The following is a 20,368-nucleotide window of genomic DNA, read 5'->3' as shown; positions in this document are numbered from 1 at the left end:
GTAGATGAGAATCGTTATCGCAGTTTGCGTGGGATTGCGAGGCTCATGCCACTGCCGCAGCGCCGTCAGTCAGCGACTGCAATGTCACTCGATCGTTGCAGCAACGCCGGTACCCATTGATCTGCGGGAAGCAGATTGATCAAGCTGCCTGCGCCACACTTTCCCTCCCCATCCGGAAGGATGGCGCGCGCCGCACGCAGCGCAGGCCGCGAGAGAACGCGGCCTGCGAGATCGTTGGGTTTTCGAATCGGGCTAAGCCTGCAGGCGCCAATTGCGGCCTGGAGGGCGTCACAGCGCCGCCTCGGCGCACTCAGCCTTCCCGCAACCAACGCGCCACCTGCGGTGCGAAATAGGTCAGCACGCCATCGGCGCCGGCGCGCTTGAACGCCATCAGCGCTTCCAGCACGCACTTGCGTTCGTCCAGCCAGCCATTGGCGGCGGCGGCCTTGAGCATCGCGTACTCGCCGCTGACCTGATAGGCGAAGGTGGGCACGCGGAATTCCTGCTTCACCCGCCGCACCACGTCCAGATACGGCATGCCCGGCTTGACCATCACCATGTCCGCGCCCTCTTCCAGGTCCAGCGCGATCTCGCGCATGGCCTCGTCGCTGTTGGCCGGGTCCATCTGATAGGTGGTCTTGTCAGCCTTGCCCAGATTGCCGGCGCTGCCGACCGCATCGCGGAACGGGCCGTAGAACGCCGAGGCGTACTTGGCCGAATAAGCCATGATGCGCACATTGAGATGGTCCTGCGCATCCAGCGCGCGGCGGATCGCACCGATGCGGCCATCCATCATGTCCGACGGCGAGATGATGTCCACACCGGCTTCGGCATGCGACAGCGACTGCCTGACCAACGCCTCGACGGTGATCTCGTTGAGCACATAGCCCTTGGCATCGATGATGCCGTCCTGGCCGTGCGTGGTGTACGGGTCCAGCGCCACGTCGGTCATGATGCCGAGTTCGGGAAACCGCGCTTTCAGCGCGCGTACCGCACGCTGCGCCAGGCCGTCCGGATTCCATGCCTCGGCCGCGTCCAGGCTCTTGCCGACCGGGTCGATCACCGGGAACAGGTCGATCACCGGAATGCCCAGCTCCAGGGCCGCTTCGGCTTCGCGCAGCAATTCGTCCAGCGACAGGCGCTCGACGCCGGGCATGGACGCGATCGGCGCGCGGCCGGACAACTCATGCACGAACACCGGCCAGATCAGGTCATCGGTGGTCAACGTGTTTTCGCGCATCAAACGGCGCGAAAACGCATCGTGGCGCATGCGGCGGGGACGGTAATGGGGATGGGCCATCGTGGGCTCCTGTCAGCAGCCCGCAAGTTTACGCCCGCGACCCGCCGCCGGACGCGCTGCGACGCTGTGTCGCAGCGGTGCAACGGGCCGGATCACGCCGTGATCAATGCAAATGCAAGCGTGATCCGCTTGGACCACGCGGTCAGCTCACCCCACAGGGAACGCGCCCGGCTGGCGGCGGTGCCACGCGTCGATCTTCTCCGTCCCCAGCCGGTGCACGGCCCTTCAGAGCTCGCGCGACCTGCCTGGAAGGCGACGCCGCGTGCTAGATCACGCCGCCGCCCAGGCTCAGGCGGATCACCCCGACCACGATCACCAGGCCGTTGAGCAGCAGACCGGTCTTGGCACGTCCGCGATTGCCGGCCGAGGTGAACAGCAGCGCGATCGCCGCGATCAGCGCGCCCAACGCCGCAAACGGGATCAGGAACCAGTTGCCCCAGCCCAGCAACGGGATGAAGGCCAGCACCATCCACAGCAGCGCCACAATGCCCCACAGCAGGCTGATCAATCCCACGTGCCACCTCGCCATTCAAAGAAGCCACGAGCTTAGCGCCGCGCCCGCCAAGGCGCTGTGGGCAGATGGTCACCCTGACCAATGGCGGCTTGGCGGTAGCCTCACGTGGGCATGGCTAGGGTGCGGCAAAGTCCAGAGCGATTCAGTCCGGGCGCCGGATCATCGTTGCCATTACCCACAGGGGGTTCCACCATGTACATGCAATCGCTGATCAGGAATGCCGCCATCGCGGCAGCCACCGTTGCCTTGCTGGCCGGTTGCGCCAGCAGTTCCAAGGTGATGCTGGGCCAGGCGCGCGCGCCGATCGACCCGTCACTGGTGCAGGTGTACTCCAATGCACCGGTCGGCTCGGTGGAAATCGCCCAGCTCGAATCCACCAGTGCTGCCGGTTTCGGCACCCAGGGCCAGACCGACGCGGCCGTGCAGCGGCTCAAGCGCGAAGCCGCCAAGCTGGGCGCCAACGGCGTGGTCATCGTCGGCGTGGGCTCGGAACGCTCCGGCGGCGGCCTGTCGGTCGGCGGCGGCAGCTACGGCGGCCGGGTCGGCGGTGGCCTGGGCATCGGCATCCCGACCACCCAGAAGCGTGCGGCCGGCATGGCGATCTGGGTGCCGGCGGGGGCCAGGGATACATCTACGAAAGAACTCTGAGATCCGGCTCAAGACAGTTGCTCCGGAGGTGCAAAGCGAGAAGGAGCCGTTAGGGCGCACGTCAATCGAGAGGCTGCCTCCGAGAATCTGAAGGCATTCATCAAGTTGGCGCGCTTTAAAAGTATGGAAATGCGGTGTGCTCTGTGGCACCTTACGGCAGACCTGCGTTTAACCGCACACAAGGAAGATGGCCGTGGCAGGCACTCAAATGAACAATTCCAGCGCTAACGGTAGCGCCAGCGCGGGCGCCTATGGCTGTATCGGCCGCGTTGCGCCGCTCCCAGGCAAGCCGCCAACAGGACCCGTTGGTGCTTCCGCCTGTCTTTTTTCCGTATCAAGCCAATTCAGTGAGACTTGCCATGACTGACCATGTCCGTCGTTCACGCGTGCCATTTTCACGCTTTGCAGCAGGCCTGCTCCTCTCCGTGGGGCTTTGCGCTGGTCAAGCAAATGCACAAGTGATTACCCACGACCCGGTAACGCTGGAAAGCATGATTGCTGAATACGGAAAGGACTTCGAACGTTGGAAGGAAACATTGTCGCAATACCAGAAAGAATATGCGCACTACCAGCAACAGTTGATCAAGCTGCAGAGCCTCAATTTGGGCATTACCAACATGGAAGACAATTTCACCGAGCGTGACCCCAACTACGGGATGGCCGAAGCATGCCCGGGTACCGGTGGCGGCTTGGGAAGCATTATGACTAGCATCAAAAATATGCTGCCCAACATGAACGGAAATCTGGTGACTGAGCAGACTAAAATTTGCCAGTTGATGGTGATGACGGACAACGCGCGCTACAACGAATCTGTCCGCATGCTCAAGCGACTGATTCAGCGGAACAAGGATTTTGAGCAAAAGATTCAGTCGCAGCGTAAAAGCGTGGGAACCAGTCAGGGCGCGCTTGCCGCAAACGACAACGAGGTCTCACGCTTCATGGCGCAGAATTCGATGGATCTCGATTACTGGCAGGCAAAGCTGAAGGCGTACGACTACTACGAGGCTTCCTTGAAAAGTGACCAGCGCAAGCTGACCAAGCGCGCCCTGAACGGCAACAAAGAGGGCGGCATTCCGTTGGTTGGCCAGCTGGTACAGGCTGCTGCCTTGAAGGCGGCACTATCAGTTGATTAAGTGCACTTGCACATTCGACATGCACGACAGGTAGTTTTAGTAGCATCAAATCGGGGCAGATATGGACAGCGTTTTTCAGGGTGCATTGAGTTGGCTTAGGCCGATGGCCGATACAGGCATCGGCGACTATGTGTTTTTCAAGCTGATCAATGATTACCTGAATAAGGAAATCGACACGTTCGGCATGGAGCTAATCGGCCGTGCCATGACGTGGGTGAGCGTGATCGCCATGATTCTGGTCACGCTGTGGGTGATGATCGTTGGCTATCGGCTAGCGACCGGGCAGTCTCGCAATTCTGCGATGGAGACCATGGGTAAGGCGGCGAAAATCGTCTTTATCCTGTGTATCGCTACGGCAGTGGGAAGCAATGGCGCGATGCTGCACAAGACGATGACGCAGAACTTGGATAAGGAGATCCACGAACTGTTCACCGGTGACAGCGATACGTCAGCAGCCGATGCAATCGACGAGAACCTGGGCTACACGCAACTGGCGATGGCCGCCGTGGATGTGGTGAACATCGACTCTGAAGATCCGGAAGCTCTTCAGAAGAAGGGCAACGCCATGCTGCTTGCCGGATTTGGCGCGGCGAGTCCCGCCATGGCGGCAGGCGCCATGCTACTGCTATTCAAGTTCACAATGGCGTTCCTGGTCGGCATCGGCCCCATTTTCATCCTGGCACTGATGTTTGATGCCACCAAGGATCTATTCAAGAAGTGGCTGTTCTACGTGATCGGCACCTTGTTCTCGATGTCCATGCTTTCGGTGGTGTCGGCCATCGTGCTCAAGCTCTCGGCCAAGGTCGCCGTCGCCCTATGGGTTGCAAAGGGCATCAACGGATTGATGGGCAACGATGTGGAAGGCCTGAGCTCCCAGGCCTTGCAGCAGGGCGGTATCGGGATGCTGCTGACTGTGGTGATCATCACCATGCCCACCGTTGCGGCGGCGCTGTGGCAAGGAAGCATGAGCAGCTTCATGCACTTCTCAGCATTTGGCGGAGGTGGAGCTTCGTCACCTGGTCCACAAGGGCAACCCGCAGGGTCTTATATTCCTCACCAACGAGGAAATGATGGGCCAAGAAACAATGATCAAACAGAAATGCGCGATTTAAGTGCCGTACGAACATCGGGAGTTTCTGGCAGCACTCCAGCATTAGCTGCGCCCGGATCGCGCGGAGCAGCAAATGCTACCGATAATAGTCGAGTCGTTTAAGCGCACTTCAAAGAAAATATATGATCATACGGACGATAACGTTACTTCTCAGCCTACTGGCAGCCACCTCAGCAATGGCAGAGGAGGGCTGTCCAGCCGGACAAATTCCCGCACAAGCTGGGGCAGGAGTTACCTCTTGCGGGCCTATTCCTCAAGGATATTATCAACAAAACAAAAAACAGCCTCCACGCCCAGCAGGAAAGTGGCTAAAAACCTGGGGTGCGGTTGCTGTTGGTATATTGAACGACAAACCCCTGTATGCCGTACCGGTTGGTCTCGCCTCAGAAGACGCAGCAAAAAAAGAAGCTTTGGATAGATGCAATAAGTCAGGCGCCAAGGGCTGCCGGCCCTCGACGACTTTTCGCAATCAATGCATGTCCATAGGTGAACCTCAAATCGAAGGGTCGCCAAAACCTGATGGTATTATTGAGTTTTCAAGGCAGCCTACCGAACAGCTTGCAAAAGGCGCAGCCCTTCGTGGATGTAGCGAGGAAAATCCAGGCGCTGAGTGCAAAATAATTCACACCGCTTGTTCTGAGCAAATTTTTGAGAAGTTTTGAATTAGTTTAAATAGAACACAGACTCACAGAACGGTCGGAGTGGCTGTGAAATAGTATGCGTTTAGCCATCCTCCTTTTGTCTCCGCTTATATTTCAGGTAAAATCACGATAATTGCAAATTCCCCATAGCCTTTCGGCGTCTAGCCAAGGGATTCCTCGGGAACGTTTTACAGCCTAGACTGATCACAGTACGTATGCATTAGTGTGACTTCGGCCATCATGCTCAAGTTTTCCACCAAGGTCGCCATCGCGCTCTGGGTTGCCAAAGGCATCACCGGGCTGATGGGTAACAATACCGAAGGCCTGAGCTCGCAAGCCTTGCAGCAAGGCGGTATCGGCTTGCTGCTGACCACCCTCATCATCACCACATACCGTCGCGGCATCGCTGTGGCAGGGAAGCATGGGAACGTTTATGGCGTACTCGGCATTTGGTGTCGCTGGCGCGATCAGCGCATCCCCTGGGCCACAGGGGCAGCCGCCAGGGTCATATGTTCCACAGCAGAGGGGTGCTAATTCATCTGTGCCACCCAGCTCTTATGAGGCGCCTACAGTCACCGGTCAGCGAATCACTGGAGGACAGCCTCAAGCAACACAAACGCCCGCCCCGGGAGCTAGAGGTGTCGCATCCCAGAGCAATAACCAAGTCATCTAAATTTTGGGCTGAGGCATTATGAAAATTTATAAATTTTTTATTATTATCTTAGCTTTCTCTATTAGCTCAGCACACGGAGAGGGAGGTTGCCCCCCGGGGCAGTATCCTGTTGGCGGACAGGGGGCAGTTGCATGCGTACCAATCCCACAAAACAGTTCACAGTCACGGCCTCGACCAAGTGGAAAATGGATCAAAACGTGGGGTGCAATCGCAATGGGCTCTGTAAATTCAGTCATAAACTACGGAGTTTCGACGGGCAAGTTCTCTAAAGACGATGCGCAGCGTGAAGCAATGCAAAAATGCGCATCCCACGGCGAACAGGATTGCAAGATCACGCTTACCTATCAAAATCAATGCGCAGCAATATCAACGCCGGAAATAGGGGGCAAACCATCAGGAGGTACGGTTCACTTTTCTGGCGGCGAAACAATCGCTAAAGCATCGACTGAGGCGTCAGCTCGATGCAAAAAAAGCAACCCAACTCCTGCCCAGTGCAGCGTTATCTATAGCGACTGCACAGAGCAGGTATTCGAAGAATATTGATTTAATTTATTTATTCAATTATCAGAATTAATCAGCAGCAGCCAAATAAGGCCGCCAGCTGACAAGAAAATATAAATTTTATACTTGTTGTAGAATGCTTGAGCTACCAAGCATCGCAACGAAGCGTCAGTGGGCTATTGCTTACCACTGTCATCATCACTATGCCTGCCGTTGCTGCAGCGCTGTGGCAAGGAAGCATGGGAACCTTTATGGCGTGCGCGGCGTTTGGTACCGCTGGCGCAAGCAACGCATCCCTTGGTTACAGGGGCAGCCGCCAGGTCATATGCTCCACAGCAGAGGGGGTGCTAATTCATCTGTACCGGCCAGCTTTTATGCAGCGCCTACAGCCACCGGTCAGCGAGTCATTAGAGGACAGCTTCAAACAACACAAACGCTCACCCCGAGATCTAGATAAGTCGCATCCCAGAGCTTTGGAGGACTCAACCCGCAAGCGGACTGGCCTTGACTGGCGAGCCGCACACGACTTTTGGCGAATACTTCACCAGCACAACGCTAAGCCAGATCGTGCGTTTCAGCGCGCGACCTGGCCAAGCAGTTATCCATAAGAGCGGCTATCCGGTACCACGGATACCGCAGTTACTTTCGCTGCGCCGGAATGAACTGCGTTTCCACCGCCTTGGCCAGTTGGTCTGGCGGCAGCAGGCCCTGGTCGAGCAGGAAGTTGTTGAAGGCAAGACGGTCGAACTTCTTGCCTAGGACCAGCTCGGTGCGCATGCGCAATTCGAGGATGCGGGTGTAGCCGTAGAAGTAGCTGCCGGCCTGGCCGGGCGCGCGGACGGTGTAGCGGTCCAGTTCCTGGCGGGTCATCGCTGGCGAGAGGCCGACGTCGTCTTCGAGCACCTGGCGTGCGCGTTCACGGTCGATCAGGCCGAGGTTGAGCATCGGGTCGAGCATGGCGCGGGCGGCGCGCAGCAGGCGGAACTGCAGGGCGATCAGCTGACCGTCGAGCGGTTCGTACGGGACCATTTCGGCTTCGGCATACAGCGCCCAGCCTTCGACGTTGACCGAGTTGAACGCGAACAGGCTGCGCGCCAGCGACACGCCGCGTTCGACCATGGCGGTGAACTGCAGTTCGTGGCCGGGGCGGCCTTCGTGCGCACTGAGCGTCCAGGCGGCCGAGCCGAAGTTGAAGTCGTCGTACTGTTCCTTCTTGGCGCCGTCGGCGGTCGGATTGCCCAGCGGCAGCACGAACTGGCCCTGCTGGCCGGTATTGCCGATCAGCGGTGCCGGCAGGAAGTGCGGTGCCGGTTGCGCAGCGCTTTCGGCGGCACTGCCCAGGCGCATCTGCATCGGGCGATTGGGCACATCGACGATGCGCTGCTGACGGATGATCGGGTCGATCTGGTCGATCACGCCGCGGTAGTGGGTTTCCAGCTGGTCGTCGGCGATCTTGTTGCCCTTGAGCGCACGGATCACCTGTACATAATCGCTGCCCTGCACGCCCTTGGCCTTGGCCACCAGCGGCGCGAGCTGACGCATCGCCGAGCGGGTTTCCATGAATTCCAGCTGCGCGCGCTGAATCAGCTGCTGCGGGGCGATATCGATGCCGACCTGCTTGAGCTGGAAGGCATACAGCGGTTCGGGCAGGCGGGTGTCCTTGCGTGCCTTCGGCAATACTGTGGTGCGGGTCCAGTTGGCGTAATCCTTCAACTGGGTGGACATCACCTTGAGCGCTTCGTCACCGCCGGCGATCTTGTACTTGGCGAACAACTCGCCGATGCCGGCGACGTAGGTGTCCACGTTCGCCAGCGCCTGCTCCACTTCGCGCTGGGTGGGCTGCAGCAAGGTGGTGTTGCCAAGCTGCTCTTCGTAGCGCTGGCGGGCCAGTGTGGTGGTCGGCGTGCTGCCCGGCACCAGGCCGACGTAACGCTTGAGGCGGTCCAGCGCCTTGGCGCGGCGCTCGGGCACGGTCTGGTCAGACAACAATCCGTTGAGGCCGCTGAAGACCAGCTGCGGGGCATCGTTCCATGGCAACAGATAGCGCTCGTTGAGTTCGCTGCCTTCGATGTTCTGCTCGGCCGCAGCGATCATGATCTGCAGGTCCTGGCGCACATTGACGTCGCGCTCGGTGGCCAGCTTGGCCTGCAACGCGGCGCGTGCCTTGTTCATCGCATCGCGGTAGCGCGCGGCGTTGTTTGGCCCCAGGTCGATGACCTGGTCGTCGTAGCCGGGCACGCCGAAGAAGCTGGCGTATTCGGGCTGGAATGGCGCCTGCGCGTTCAGCAGGATCTGTGCATAGCCATTGCTGGTCTGCACCCAGGCCGGCGTGGCAGGTTGGGCCTGCGCGGCCTTACCGGTCTGTGCCTGCAATGGCAGCGAAGCACCGAGCGCCAGCGCAACGGCGAGAACAAGTGGTTTCATGGGGCGGATCCGCAAGTTGAGTAGCGCGACCCTACCCATCCGCAGCGGCTGCGGCAATGCGTCTTAGGTCATGGTCGGCAGGAGTGCGGCGGCGCTTGCGGGCCGGCTACCAGGTTGATTGGATCGGCGGTCTGCTGGCGAATGTCAGCATTTGCTAGCGCCATCGCCCGTGCTTGCGGCTGGCGTCCACCTGGCGCCGGCTTCCCTCGCCGCGCGGCCCGTGCAGATCCACGCTGCGACGGGCATCTCCTGCCCGGCCGGTCTTGTGAATGTCGCCGATGCCAGGCATCGGCAACCGTTTACCACTGCAGTTCCGTCTCCCCGGCACCCGATTGCCGGCCGCTCAGGGCATCAGGCAGCGCTGGATAAATGCCTCCGCGGTCTTGTAGCGATGCAGGGCGGTGCTGCCGGACAAGCCGTGCTTGGCGCCGGGATAGGTCATCAATTCGAAGGCAGTGCCGCGCGCCTGCAACGCGCTCATCAGTGCGGTGGAGTTGGTGAACAGCACATTGTCGTCGGCCATGCCGTGGATCAGCAGCAACTTGGCGCGCAGGCCGTCCAGATGGGTGGCGATGCGTGCGTCGCGGTAGCCGTCGGCGTTGCCGGCCGGCAGGTCCATGTACCGCTCGGTGTAATGGGTGTCGTACAGGCCCCAGTCGGTGACCGGTGCACCGGCCACGCCGCAGGCATAGGCGTCGCTGTGTTTGGCCAGCAGCATGAGCGTCATGTAGCCGCCATTGGACCAGCCCTGCACGCCGATGCGGGTGGGATCGACCCAGCGCTGCGCCTTGAGCCAGGCCACGCCTTGCAGCTGGTCGTCCACTTCCACCGTGCCCTGCTTGCCGTACAGCGCGCCACCGAAGGCACGGCCACGCCGCGGGGTGCCGCGGTTGTCCAGCGAGAACACCACGTAACCACGTTGCGCAAGATATTGATCGAACAGCGCATCGCCACGGCTTGGCCAGGCGTCGAGCACGGTCTGCGCGGCGGGGCCGCCATACACGTACACCATCACCGGATAGCGCTTGGCCGGGTCGAAGTCGTCCGGTTTGATCAGGCGATACTGCAGCGGCGTGGTGCCGTCGGCAGCGGTGAGCGTGCCGAATTCCACCGGGCGCTGCGCGTCACGGTATCTGGCATACGGGTGCTGCGGATCGGCCAGATCGTTCTTCAACAGTGTGGCGATTTTTTCGCCATTGGCGCGAAACAGCTCGATCTGCGGCGGTGTGGAGGTGTTGGACCAGCTGTCGACATACACGCTGGCGTTGTTGGCGAAGCTGGCGGCGTGCGTGCCGTGGGGTGTCGAACGTTGTTCGATCGCACCGCCGGCCAGCGGCACGGCGTAGATGTGGGCCTGGGTCGGCGACTCCTTGCTGGCGGAAAAATACACCGTGCCGGCTTGCTCATCGACGGCGAGCAGTGCATCAACCACCCAGGCGCCGGAAGTCAGCGGCGTGAGCGTGCGGCCGTCTTCGGATGCCACGTACAGATGTTCGTAGCCGCTGCGCTCGGAATTCCAGATGAAGCGGCCGTCCTTGAGAAAACGCAGATCGTTGTGGAGCGGTACCCAGGTCGGCGAGGTCTCGGTGATCAGCACGCGTTGCTTGCCGCTGGCCAGCGTGGCTTCGATCAACTCGAGGGTTTTCTGGTCGCGCGACTGGCGCTGGAAGGTCAGCCGCTGCGCATCGCGCCAATCCACCCGTGCGAGATAGATATCGGGGTTGCTGCCCAGCTCGATCCAGCGCGGGGCGGCGTTGGCGCGCGGTGCGATCACACCCAGTCGCACGGCCACGTTGGGCTGGCCAGCCTGCGGATAGCGCTGGCTGATGACTTCGGTGTGGTCCGCATAGACTTCGGGGCGCTTTTGCACCGGCACGCCGGATTCGTCGATACGCGCGAAGGCGATCGCCGAATCGTCCGGCGCCCACCAGTAGCCGGTGTGGCGATCCATTTCCTCGTCGGCGACGAACTCGGCCACGCCGTTGCCGATGGTCTCGCTGCCGTCGCTGGTGAGCTGCAGCTGCTTGCCGCTGGCCAGGTCGATCACCCACAGGTTGCGCTCGCGCACGAAGCTGACGAAGCCGCCCTTGGGCGAGAGCTTGGCGTCGGTGGCGAAGCCTTCGCCGTGGGTGAGCTTGCGTACTGCCGCCGCGCCGGTCTTGCGCAGGTCGTACAGATACAGTTCGCCACCGAGCGGGAACAACAGTGCATGTGCGTCCGGCGCCCATTGGTAATCGACGATGCCGGCGAAGGCAGCGATGCGTTGGCGCTCGCGGCGGGCCTTTTCGACATCGCTGAGCGTTTCGGTGCCGGGCAGCACGATTTTGGAATCCACCAGCAGCCGGGTCTGACCGCTGGCGATGTCGTACTCCCACAGATCCAGCTGATTGCGGTCGCTGTCCTTGCCGCGCAGGAAGCTCACGCGCGAGCCGTCGGGGGCGACCTTGGGTTTCATCAGCGTCGGGCCGGACAACGGCAATGGGCCGGTGATGGCGTCGAGGGTGAGTCTTTCGGCGTGGGCGGTGGTGATCGTGCTGAGCATGAGGGCAAGGGCGGCGAACAGGGCGCGCATCGAAGATCCTGTCTTGAGATAGCACACAGGATGCGGGCACGTGGGGTGTTTGAGAAGCGCGGCGGGTGATGGCGCGCGTGGACGTCCTGCCACTTTGTGCGCGCGGTAAAGGCGCGCGGACCGTACCGTCACCCCAACCCCTTCCCGGGGGGAGGGGGCTCAGCCGCCGTGCGGAACTGCCTTGCGTGCCGCGCTGTTGTTACTGCGCCTTCAGCGTTTACCGAACAGATGCTTGCGCTCTTCCTCGCTCAGCGGCTTGCCGGCGTTGGGGTTGACCTGCTCCTTGAGCGCATACGCACGCTGCGTGGCCGGGCGCGCGGCGATGGCGTCGTGCCAGCGCTTCAGATGCGGGAACTCGGCGTAATCGGGGCGGATGTCGGCGTAGACCTCGATCCACGGATAGCTGGCCATGTCGGCAATGCCGTACTCGGGGCCGGCCAGGAATGCCTGCTCGGCCAGGCGCTTGTCGAGCACGCCATGCAGGCGACGCACCTCGGCGTTGTAGCGTTCGATCGCGTAAGGAATCTTGTCCGGCGCGTAGACGTTGAAGTGACCCATCTGGCCGCTCATCGGCCCCAGCCCACCCATCTGCCAGAACAGCCACTCCAGCGCGGCAATGCGGCCACGCGCATCGCGCGGCAGGAAACGGCTGGTCTTCTCGGCCAGGTACAGCAGGATGGCGCCGGATTCGAACACGCTCTGCGCCGGGCCGCCGTCGGCCGGTGCGTGGTCGACGATCGCGGGCATCTTGTTGTTGGGCGAAATCTGCAGGAAGGCCGGCTCGAACTGCTCACCCTTGCCGATGTTGACCGGCTTGAGCGTGTAGTCCAGCCCGGCCTCTTCCAGGAACAAGGTGACCTTGTGGCCGTTGGGGGTGGGCCAGTAGTACAGGTCGATCATCGTGCGCTCCAGTTCGGCAGGGGGTGGCACGCAGTGCGCGCCTGGGCGATCGATGGTACGACCAAGCCCGCGACCGGCGCGTGCGCGTGCGGTGATGCTGGCTGGAACGATGTGTGACGCGATTGGCTCGTGGCCGATGCTGCAGTGCAAATTGACTTGGTTAAGCCTGCGCTCACAAATGCACGATTGTGTCATCGACCTTTGCCTGCCCTCTGGGGCCGGCTATCTTCATTTGGGGAAGAAATCATTGTGAGAGAGCCACGCACCCTGCCGCGCACGCGGCGTCTGACGTCTGCCCTACTGTTTGCCCTGTCGACGCCGCTGGCCGCGCAGACCGCGCCGGCACCGCAGTCCGCATCCACCGTTCCCGGCGCGAGCCAGGCCGATCCCGCCACGCTCGATGCTGTGCAGGTCACCGGCATCCGCGGCAGCCTGACCTCGTCGATGAACGTCAAGCGCGATGCGCAAGGCATCGTTGACGGCATCGTGGCCGAAGACATCGGCAAGTTCCCCGATACCAATCTGGCCGAGTCGCTGCAACGTATCAGCGGCGTGTCGATCGACCGTTCGCTGGGCGAAGGCTCGCGCGTCACCGTGCGCGGCGTCGGCCCGGACTTCAACCTGGTGCTGTTGAACGGCCGGCAGATGCCGGGCGCCAGCATCGAGGAATCCAACGCCTCCAATTCGCGCGCGTTCGACTTCGCCAACCTGGCGTCGGAGTCGATCTCCGGCATCGAGGTGTTCAAGACCAGCCGCGCCAGCACGCCCACTGGCGGCATCGGTGCGACCATCAACATCAAGACCAGCCGGCCGCTGGACAACCCGGGCCTGCATGCCAACGTCGGCCTCAAGGGCGTGCACGACAGCTCCAACGAGAATCTGCCCGGACGCCTGCAGGGCGATGCGCTGACCCCGGAAATCTCCGGCATCTTCAGCAACACCTCGGCCGATGGACGCTTCGGTGTATCGCTGAGCGGCAGCTACCAGGAACGTGACTTCGGCTATAGCCAGGTCGGCGTGCCCAACGGCTGGCGTTCGTTCCGCGGCGATTCCACCGCTTACGGCACCATTCCGCAGCCGGGGGCGCCGGGCTCGGAGAACATCGTCAACCGCCCCGGCCCGAATGACATCTATTCGGTGCCGCAGAACCTCAACTACCGCGTGGTCGGCGTCGAGCGCCAGCGCACCAACGGCCAGTTGACGCTGCAGTACAAGCCGCTGGACAACGTCACCACGACGCTGGATTACACGTACTCGGAAAACAAGATCCAGCAGCAGCGCAACGAGATGTCGGTGTGGTTCAACTATGGGCCGTCGGCCAGCGCCTGGACCAATGGCCCGGTCGCCGGGCCGGTGAGCTATTCGGAAATCGTCAATCCGGCCACCAGCGATCTGGCCACCGCCGGCTCCAACGCGGCCACGCGCAACCAGAACAAGTCGCTGGGCTTCAACGTGGATTGGGCGGTGAACGACCAGTTCAAGCTCAACTTCGACATCCACCGCTCCACCGCCGAAGCCGGTGCGGACAGCCCGTTCGGTTCCAGCAATTCGCTGGGCGTGTCCGGTTTCTACCGCGGCACCTCGGTGGTGGATTTCAGCAAGGATTTCCCGGTGTTGCAGCAGCAGTTGGGCTTCGGCCTGACCGGGCTGGATCCGTCGCGCACCTTGGTCACCGGCTCGGCGTTCCGCAACAGCTACATGAAGTCGGAGATCGACCAGGCCCAGGTCAACGGCGACTTCACCTTCGAAAATTATTCGCAGTTGAAGTTCGGCATCGGCAGCACCGAGGTCAAGAACCGCTCGGCATTCTCCAACGTGCAGCGCGACACCTGGGGCGGTGCCGGTACCGCGGCCGATTATCCGGACGATCTGTGGATCCCCAGTTCGTTTGCGCAGTACTTCGATGCGATCGACGGCAGCGGCAATCCGGCGCAGTTCAACCAGCTGTTCCTGTTCGACTTCGAACGTGCCCGCCAGGCGGCCGCGCAGGTGGCCGGCGACGATGCGCTGTACCGCACCTCGCCGGTGTTCACCACCGACCGCCGCGTGACCGAAAAATCCAAGAACGCCTACCTGCAATGGAACAACAGCTGGGACGATCTGCGCGTGCCGATCAGCCTGGCCGCCGGTGTGCGTTACGAAGAAACCAAGGTGGAGGCGCAGGCACTGGTGCCGGTGGCGGTGGGCATCGACTGGGTCGCCAACAACGAGTTGCCGATCCGCCTGGCCGACTCGGCGTTCGCCAGCGGCAGCGGCAAATACGAATACTGGCTGCCCAGCCTGGACCTGAGCTTCAAGCTCACCGAGGATCTGGTGCTGCGCGGCAGCTACGGCGAAACCATCGGCCGGCCCGGCTGGGGCGATATCCAGGGCGGGCAGACGCTCAACCAGATCGCGCGCCTGGAAGGCGGCACCGGCCAGGAAGGCAATCCCGGCCTCAAGCCGCTGCTCTCGCACAACATCGACTTCTCGCTGGAGTGGTACTACAGCGATGCCAGCTACGCCTCGGTGGGCTTCTTCCGCAAGAACATCGACAACTACATCGGCGTGACCACGCGCAACGACACCTCGCTGGGCCTGAACACGCCGGTGGGTGGTGCGTACTGGAACGAAGCGCTGGGCAACGGCTGTGCCTCGGCCGACCTGACCTGCATCCGCAACTACATCTTCCGCAACCGCGGCGGTGCGCCGGGTGTGGTGCGCGGGCCGGACGACTCCAACGGCAATGCCACCGGCGTGATCAGCGGGCAGCCGGGCGATCCGGTGGCCAACTTCGCCATTACCGCGCCGGCCAACCAGCGCTCGGCCTCGCTGGACGGTTGGGAATTCAACCTGCAGCACATGTTCGGCGACAGCGGCTTCGGCGTGTCGGCCAACTACACCAAGGTCGACTCCGGCCTGACTTACGACAACTACGTGATCGGCGAGCAGTTCGCGCTGGAAGGGCTGAGCGATTCGGCCAACGTGGTGGGCTTCTACGACAGGGACAAGTGGCAGGTGCGTGCGGCCTACAACTGGCGCGACGAGTTCCTGGCTGCACGTTTCGACGGCAGCGGCCAGCCCAACCCGGTCTACACCGAAGCCTATGGCCAGCTGGACCTGAGCATCGGCTACCAGTGGACCGAGAACCTGTCGCTGAGCCTGGAGGCGATCAACCTCACCGACGAGGTGCAGCGCCAGCACGGCCGTCACCCGAACCAGATCATCTACGCCACCCAGACCGGCCCGCGCTACATGCTGGGCGTGCGTTACAAGTTCTGGTGATGCAGCGCGTTGGTCATGCAGTGATGTTCTTTTAAGCGCTCCCGGCAGCGAGTCTGCCGGGGCGTTTCGCACGGCTCTCTCGTGGCGTTTCCCGGATGTGTCGCATCCGGGACTTGCCATGCCGAAGCAACTGTCCAAGCATGGGCCACGCGCCCCGCGTGATATGTCTTTCCCCCCATGACCAATGCCGTGTTGTTGAACAACCTCGATCACCGCGACCTGCGCGTGATCACCGCGCACGGCGCCGCCTTCGGCGACGACGTGATGTCGGCTGCGACCTTTCCGCAGGAGTTCCGCCAACTGCAGGCGCAATACCCGATCGTGTTCCATCGCAGCGGCGAGCGCAGTTTTCAGCCGCTGGCATTGCTGGGATTACGCCTGGGCGAGAACCTGTTCCTGGACGGCGCGCGCTGGGATGCGCCGTACGTGCCGCTGGCGATCCAGCGCCAACCGTTTTTGATCGGCGAGCAAGAGGACGGGCCGATGGTGCACGTGGACCTGGACAGCCCGCGCATCAGCCGCAGCGAAGGCGAGGTGCTGTTTCGCGAACACGGCGGTACCACCGAATTTCTCGACCACATCGGCCAGGTGTTGCGCACCTTGCACGATGGCCTGGCCGCGAGCCAGGCGTTCGTCGACCGCTTGCTTGGCTACGACTTGCTCGAACCGTTCGTGTTCGAGGCCACGCTGCAGAACGGCCTGGAATGCCGTCTGACCGGGCTCTATGCCGTGCACGAGGAACGCCTGCGCGCACTCGACGATGCGGCCTTGCTCGACCTGCACCGGCATGGCGATCTGGAGCCGTTGTACATGGCGGTGGCCTCGATCGCGCAGTTCCGCCATCTGCTCGACCGCATGCAGCGCCGTCATGCTGGCTGAGCCGCGCGCCATCGAAGAACGGCACGGGCTGGACCCGCAGCAGCTGGACCCGGCCGTGCTGCGCTCCACCATGCCGCTGGTATTGCGCGGGCTGGTGCGCGACTGGCCACTGGCGCAGGCCGGCGCCACCTCGGCGCAGGCGGCGGCCTACCTGCGCGGTTTCGATCGCGGCGAAGCGGTGGTGGCACAGGTCGGCCCGCCGGACATCGGCGGGCGCTTCTTCTACAACGCGGACATGAGCGGCTTCAATTTCCGCCCCGAGCGCGTGCCGCTGGGCGTGGTGCTGGAGACCTTGTTGCGCGATCTGCACAACCCGCAGCCACCGGCGATCTACGTCGGCTCCACCACGCTGGACACCTACCTGCCCGGCCTGCGCGCGCACAACCCGATCGCGCTGCCGCAGCGCGAGCCGCTGGCCAGTATCTGGATCGGCAACCGCACCCGCATCGCCGCGCATCAGGACCTGCCCGACAACCTGGCCTGCGTGGTCGCCGGGCGCCGCCGCTTTACCCTGTTTCCGCCGCAGCAACTGGCCAATCTGTATATCGGCCCGCTCGATCTCACCCCGGCCGGGCAGCCGGTCAGCCTGGTGGATATCGCCGCGCCGGACCTGCAGCGCTTTCCACGCTATGCGCAGGCGCTGGAACACGCGCTGGTGGCCGAGCTGGAACCGGGCGATGCATTGTTCATTCCCAGCATGTGGTGGCATCACGTCGAAGCGCTGACACCGTTCAACGTGCTGGTGAATTTCTGGTGGCGGCAGAGCCCGGCCTACATGGATTCGCCGATGAACGCGCTGATGCTGGCGCTGCTCACCCTCCGGGACCTGCCAGCGGAACAGCGCGCGATCTGGCGGGACGTGTTCGACCACTACGTGTTCGATGCCGATGCGGACACCGCCGCACACATGCCGGAGTCTGCGCGCGGCGTCCTGGCGCCGATGGACGAGGCCCGTGCCCGCAGCCTGCGCGCGCGGTTGCTGCAACGCCTGAATCGCTGAGGATCTGACGCCATGACCGACACCGCCCCTTTCGACCCACAACAGCGCCCGGTACGCCGCGTCGTCATCGCTGGTGGCGGAACCGCCGGCTGGATGGCCGCCGCCGCGTTATCCAAAGTGCTGGGCCGGCACCTGCAGATCGTGCTGGTGGAATCGGACGAGATCGGCACCGTGGGCGTGGGCGAAGCCACCATTCCCAGCCTGGTCACCTTCCACCGCCTGCTGGAAATCGACGAGGCCGCGTTCATGGCCGCCACGCAGGCCACCATCAAGCTGGGCATCGGCTTCGAACACTGGCGCGATGTGGACCGGCATTACATCCACTCCTTCGGCCACACCGGCACCGATCACTGGAGCGCGGGCTTCCAGCATTTCTGGTTGAAGGGCCGGCAGCGTGGCCTGGCGCGCGACTTCGGCGACTACTGCCTGGAACTTCGTGCCGCGCAGGAAGGCCGCTTTGCGCATCTGCCCAATGGCGGCATGAATTACGCCTATCACCTGGATGCCGGCCTGTACGCGCGCTTCCTGCGCCGCTTCAGCGAAGGCTTCGGCGTGCAGCGTATCGAAGGCCGCATCGGCAACGTGGAGACCGACGCGCACAGCGGCTATCTCACCGCGCTGACGCTGGACAACGGCACGCGGGTGGAAGGCGATCTGTTCCTGGATTGCACCGGCTTTGCCGGTCTGCTGATCGGCAAGACGCTGGGTGTGGGCACCGACGATTGGTCGCAGTGGCTGTTCGCCGACAGCGCGCTGGCGGTGCAGACCGAATCGGTCGGCGCGCCGGTGGCCTACACCCGCTCGCGCGCCGATCAGGCGGGCTGGATGTGGCGCATACCGCTGCAGCACCGGGTCGGCAACGGCATCGTGTATTCCAGCCGCTACATGGACCAGGACAGCGCCGCGCAGGTGCTGCAGCGCAATCTCAGCGGCCGCGCACTGACCCAGCCGCGCGCACTGCGCTTCACGCCCAATCAGCGGCATCGGGTCTGGGAAAAGAATTGCGTGGCGCTGGGCCTGGCCAGCGGCTTCCTGGAGCCGTTGGAATCGACCAACATCCATCTGATCCAGCGCGGCATCATCCGGCTGATGCAGACCTTTCCGCAGGTCATCAACGATGTCGACATCGCCGAATACAACCGCCAGGCCGCCGCCGAAATCACCCATATCCGCGATTTCGTGATCCTGCATTACCACGCCACCGACCGCCGCGACACGCCGTTCTGGCGCGATTGCGCGGCGATGGACATCCCCGACACGCTGCGGCACCGGGTGGAGTTGTTCCGCCAGAGCGGGCGGGTGTTCCACCAGGCCAACGAGCTGTTTGCCGAAAATTCCTGGGTGCAGGTGATGCTGGGCCAGGGCATCACGCCGAAGCAGCACCACCCGGTGGCCGACCTGATGGGCGATGCCGAGCTTCGTCATTTCCTGGAAACCATCCGCACACGGGTCGATGCCGCATTGGCGCGGCTGCCTGCGCATGCGGACTTCCTGCACCGCTACTGCCCTGCGCCGCCGCTGCCCGAGCCGGCCACGCGGCTGCCGGCCGACGCCGCACTGGCCACCGGAACGCGATGAATTTCGCGCCCGGCAGGCGCCCCCCCTTGGCTTAGACCGCCCCAGCAATGCTAGATTGCCGCTTTGCCGTCCATTGCGGGAACAATGGCCGGCCTCGCCGCAGCATCTTTCGCAATCGGGGTAAGGGGGACGCATGTTGGATCTGACACAGGGCCGTATGGCACGCCGGATCGCGCCGGTCATTTTGTTGGTCGGCCTGGCCGCCTGCTCCAAGCAGGATGACAAGGCCGCCGCCACCGCGCCTGCCACCGGCGCCACGCCTGCGGCACCGGCCGCCGCGCCGACGCCGGCCACCGCAGTGTCGCCGCAGGTGCAATCGATGGCCGCCGACCAGTTGCGCGCATCGGCCACCAAGGCCTTGCAGGACAATCGCATGTACGCCCCGGCCGGCGACAACGCGGTGGAGTACTACCTGGCCTTGCGTGAAAAGCAGCCGCAGGACGCCACCGTCAACAGCGCGCTGACCGACCTGCTGCCGTACACGCTGATCGCCGCCGAACAGGGCATCAGCCGCGAAGAATTCCCCGAAGCGCAGCGCCTGATCGCGCTGATCGAAAAGGTCGACCCCAAGGCACCGGCACTGCCGCGCCTGAAGAGCGGCCTGGAGACCGGCATGAAGACCGCCGCCAGCCGCTCCGAGCAGGATGCCGAGCAGGCCAAGAAGCTGGTCGAAGACAAGGCCAAGCAGGCGGCCGAGCAGAAGCGTCTGGCCGAGCAGCAGACCCGCGAGGCGGCCGCTGCGCAGCAGATCGCCGCGCAACAGGAAGCCGCCCGCCAGCAGAGCGCAGAGGCCGAACGCCAGGCTGCGGCGCGCCGTCAGGCCGAGACCCCGACGCCGGCTCCAACTCCGGCCGCGCCGCGCCCGGCCCCGGCGACTGCCGCGGCTGCACCGGCCGCGCAGTCGCTGCGCCCGATCAGCACCCCGGCACCGCGTTATCCCCCCGAGGCGCTGCGCGCCGGGACCTCCGGCGAAGTGCTGGTGGAGATCACCGTCGGCACCGATGGCTCGATCACCGCCTCGCGCGTGCTGCGCGCCACCCCGCCGCGCGTGTTCGACCGCGAAGCGCTCAATGCGGTCAAACGCTGGCGCTTCGAACCGGTGGCCGCACCGGTGACCACGCGGCGCACGCTGTCGTTCAACCCCGGCGGTTGATTGGTGCGTTGGGCGATCGAGTAATTCTGCATGCGATTGAGTGAGTGAGTCTGCTGGTTGCTTGATCGCTTGGTTGC

General features: G+C 63.1%; 16 protein-coding genes. 11 read left to right on the top strand and 5 right to left on the bottom strand.

Annotation, left to right across the window (positions count from 1 at the left end):
* Window positions 1–310: 310 nt before the first annotated feature.
* Both hemB and DYQ94_RS19275 read right to left on the bottom strand, forming a co-directional pair.
* The gene (gene hemB, locus DYQ94_RS19280) at window positions 311–1,300 is read right to left on the bottom strand and encodes a porphobilinogen synthase (protein WP_126966439.1); all 990 of its coding nucleotides are present in this window, start codon (window positions 1,298–1,300) and stop codon (window positions 311–313) included.
* Between the two features lie 265 nt (window positions 1,301–1,565).
* Window positions 1,566–1,808, bottom strand: coding sequence for a hypothetical protein (locus tag DYQ94_RS19275; RefSeq protein ID WP_024939083.1), 243 nt, complete (start codon window positions 1,806–1,808; stop codon window positions 1,566–1,568).
* A gap of 198 nt (window positions 1,809–2,006) precedes the next feature.
* Between DYQ94_RS19275 and DYQ94_RS19270 the strand changes: the two genes are divergently transcribed.
* The 6 genes from DYQ94_RS19270 to DYQ94_RS19245 all read left to right on the top strand — a co-directional run bounded on the left by DYQ94_RS19270 (window position 2,007) and on the right by DYQ94_RS19245 (window position 6,563).
* The gene (locus tag DYQ94_RS19270; RefSeq protein ID WP_024939084.1) at window positions 2,007–2,462 is read left to right on the top strand and encodes a hypothetical protein; all 456 of its coding nucleotides are present in this window, start codon (window positions 2,007–2,009) and stop codon (window positions 2,460–2,462) included.
* Window positions 2,463–2,821: 359 nt separating this feature from the next.
* A complete protein-coding gene (locus tag DYQ94_RS19265) occupies window positions 2,822–3,595 on the top strand; it encodes a hypothetical protein (RefSeq protein ID WP_102257153.1) in 774 nt (257 codons plus the stop codon).
* Window positions 3,596–3,656: 61 nt separating this feature from the next.
* A complete protein-coding gene (locus DYQ94_RS19260) occupies window positions 3,657–4,808 on the top strand; it encodes a TrbL/VirB6 family protein (RefSeq protein ID WP_126966438.1) in 1,152 nt (383 codons plus the stop codon).
* 20 nt (window positions 4,809–4,828) lie between these two features.
* Window positions 4,829–5,368, top strand: coding sequence for a DUF4189 domain-containing protein (locus DYQ94_RS19255; RefSeq protein ID WP_126966437.1), 540 nt, complete (start codon window positions 4,829–4,831; stop codon window positions 5,366–5,368).
* Window positions 5,369–5,587: 219 nt separating this feature from the next.
* Window positions 5,588–5,881 carry a hypothetical protein gene (locus tag DYQ94_RS19250; RefSeq protein WP_425519007.1) on the top strand — a complete coding sequence of 98 codons (294 nt, stop codon included), beginning with the start codon at window positions 5,588–5,590 and terminating at the stop codon, window positions 5,879–5,881.
* 157 nt (window positions 5,882–6,038) lie between these two features.
* Window positions 6,039–6,563 carry a DUF4189 domain-containing protein gene (locus DYQ94_RS19245; RefSeq protein WP_126966436.1) on the top strand — a complete coding sequence of 175 codons (525 nt, stop codon included), beginning with the start codon at window positions 6,039–6,041 and terminating at the stop codon, window positions 6,561–6,563.
* A gap of 597 nt (window positions 6,564–7,160) precedes the next feature.
* Here DYQ94_RS19245 and DYQ94_RS19240 read toward each other — a convergent pair.
* The 3 genes from DYQ94_RS19240 to DYQ94_RS19230 all read right to left on the bottom strand — a co-directional run bounded on the left by DYQ94_RS19240 (window position 7,161) and on the right by DYQ94_RS19230 (window position 12,417).
* Entirely contained in the window at window positions 7,161–8,945 is a 1,785-nt protein-coding gene (locus DYQ94_RS19240) for a DUF885 domain-containing protein (RefSeq protein WP_160954446.1), read from the bottom strand.
* Window positions 8,946–9,288: 343 nt separating this feature from the next.
* Window positions 9,289–11,517 (bottom strand): dipeptidyl aminopeptidase 4, encoded by a 2,229-nt coding sequence (locus DYQ94_RS19235; protein WP_160954445.1) that lies wholly within the window; start codon window positions 11,515–11,517, stop codon window positions 9,289–9,291.
* Window positions 11,518–11,727: 210 nt separating this feature from the next.
* Entirely contained in the window at window positions 11,728–12,417 is a 690-nt protein-coding gene (locus DYQ94_RS19230; RefSeq protein WP_160954444.1) for a glutathione binding-like protein, read from the bottom strand.
* A 249-nt stretch (window positions 12,418–12,666) separates the two neighbouring features.
* Here DYQ94_RS19230 and DYQ94_RS19225 point away from each other — a divergent pair, with 249 nt between their 5' ends.
* The 5 genes from DYQ94_RS19225 to DYQ94_RS19205 all read left to right on the top strand — a co-directional run bounded on the left by DYQ94_RS19225 (window position 12,667) and on the right by DYQ94_RS19205 (window position 20,291).
* Complete coding sequence (locus DYQ94_RS19225; RefSeq protein WP_024939092.1) at window positions 12,667–15,681, top strand: TonB-dependent receptor; 3,015 nt, start codon at window positions 12,667–12,669, stop codon at window positions 15,679–15,681.
* Between the two features lie 177 nt (window positions 15,682–15,858).
* Entirely contained in the window at window positions 15,859–16,560 is a 702-nt protein-coding gene (locus tag DYQ94_RS19220) for a SapC family protein (protein WP_160954443.1), read from the top strand.
* The gene (locus DYQ94_RS19215; RefSeq protein WP_126966432.1) at window positions 16,550–17,560 is read left to right on the top strand and encodes a cupin-like domain-containing protein; all 1,011 of its coding nucleotides are present in this window, start codon (window positions 16,550–16,552) and stop codon (window positions 17,558–17,560) included. Before DYQ94_RS19220 ends, DYQ94_RS19215 begins: the two co-directional genes overlap by 11 nt.
* A gap of 12 nt (window positions 17,561–17,572) precedes the next feature.
* Complete coding sequence (locus DYQ94_RS19210; RefSeq protein ID WP_126966431.1) at window positions 17,573–19,138, top strand: tryptophan halogenase family protein; 1,566 nt, start codon at window positions 17,573–17,575, stop codon at window positions 19,136–19,138.
* Between the two features lie 133 nt (window positions 19,139–19,271).
* Window positions 19,272–20,291, top strand: a complete 1,020-nt coding sequence (locus DYQ94_RS19205; RefSeq protein ID WP_047127581.1) for an energy transducer TonB — start codon at window positions 19,272–19,274, stop codon at window positions 20,289–20,291.
* The last annotated feature ends 77 nt before the right edge of the window (window positions 20,292–20,368 follow it).

The organism is Xanthomonas sp. LMG 8993, assembly GCF_009835065.2.
Lineage (GTDB): Bacteria > Pseudomonadota > Gammaproteobacteria > Xanthomonadales > Xanthomonadaceae > Xanthomonas > Xanthomonas arboricola.
Note: the sequence above shows the minus strand (reverse complement) of the source record. Positions and strands in the feature narration are given on the sequence as shown.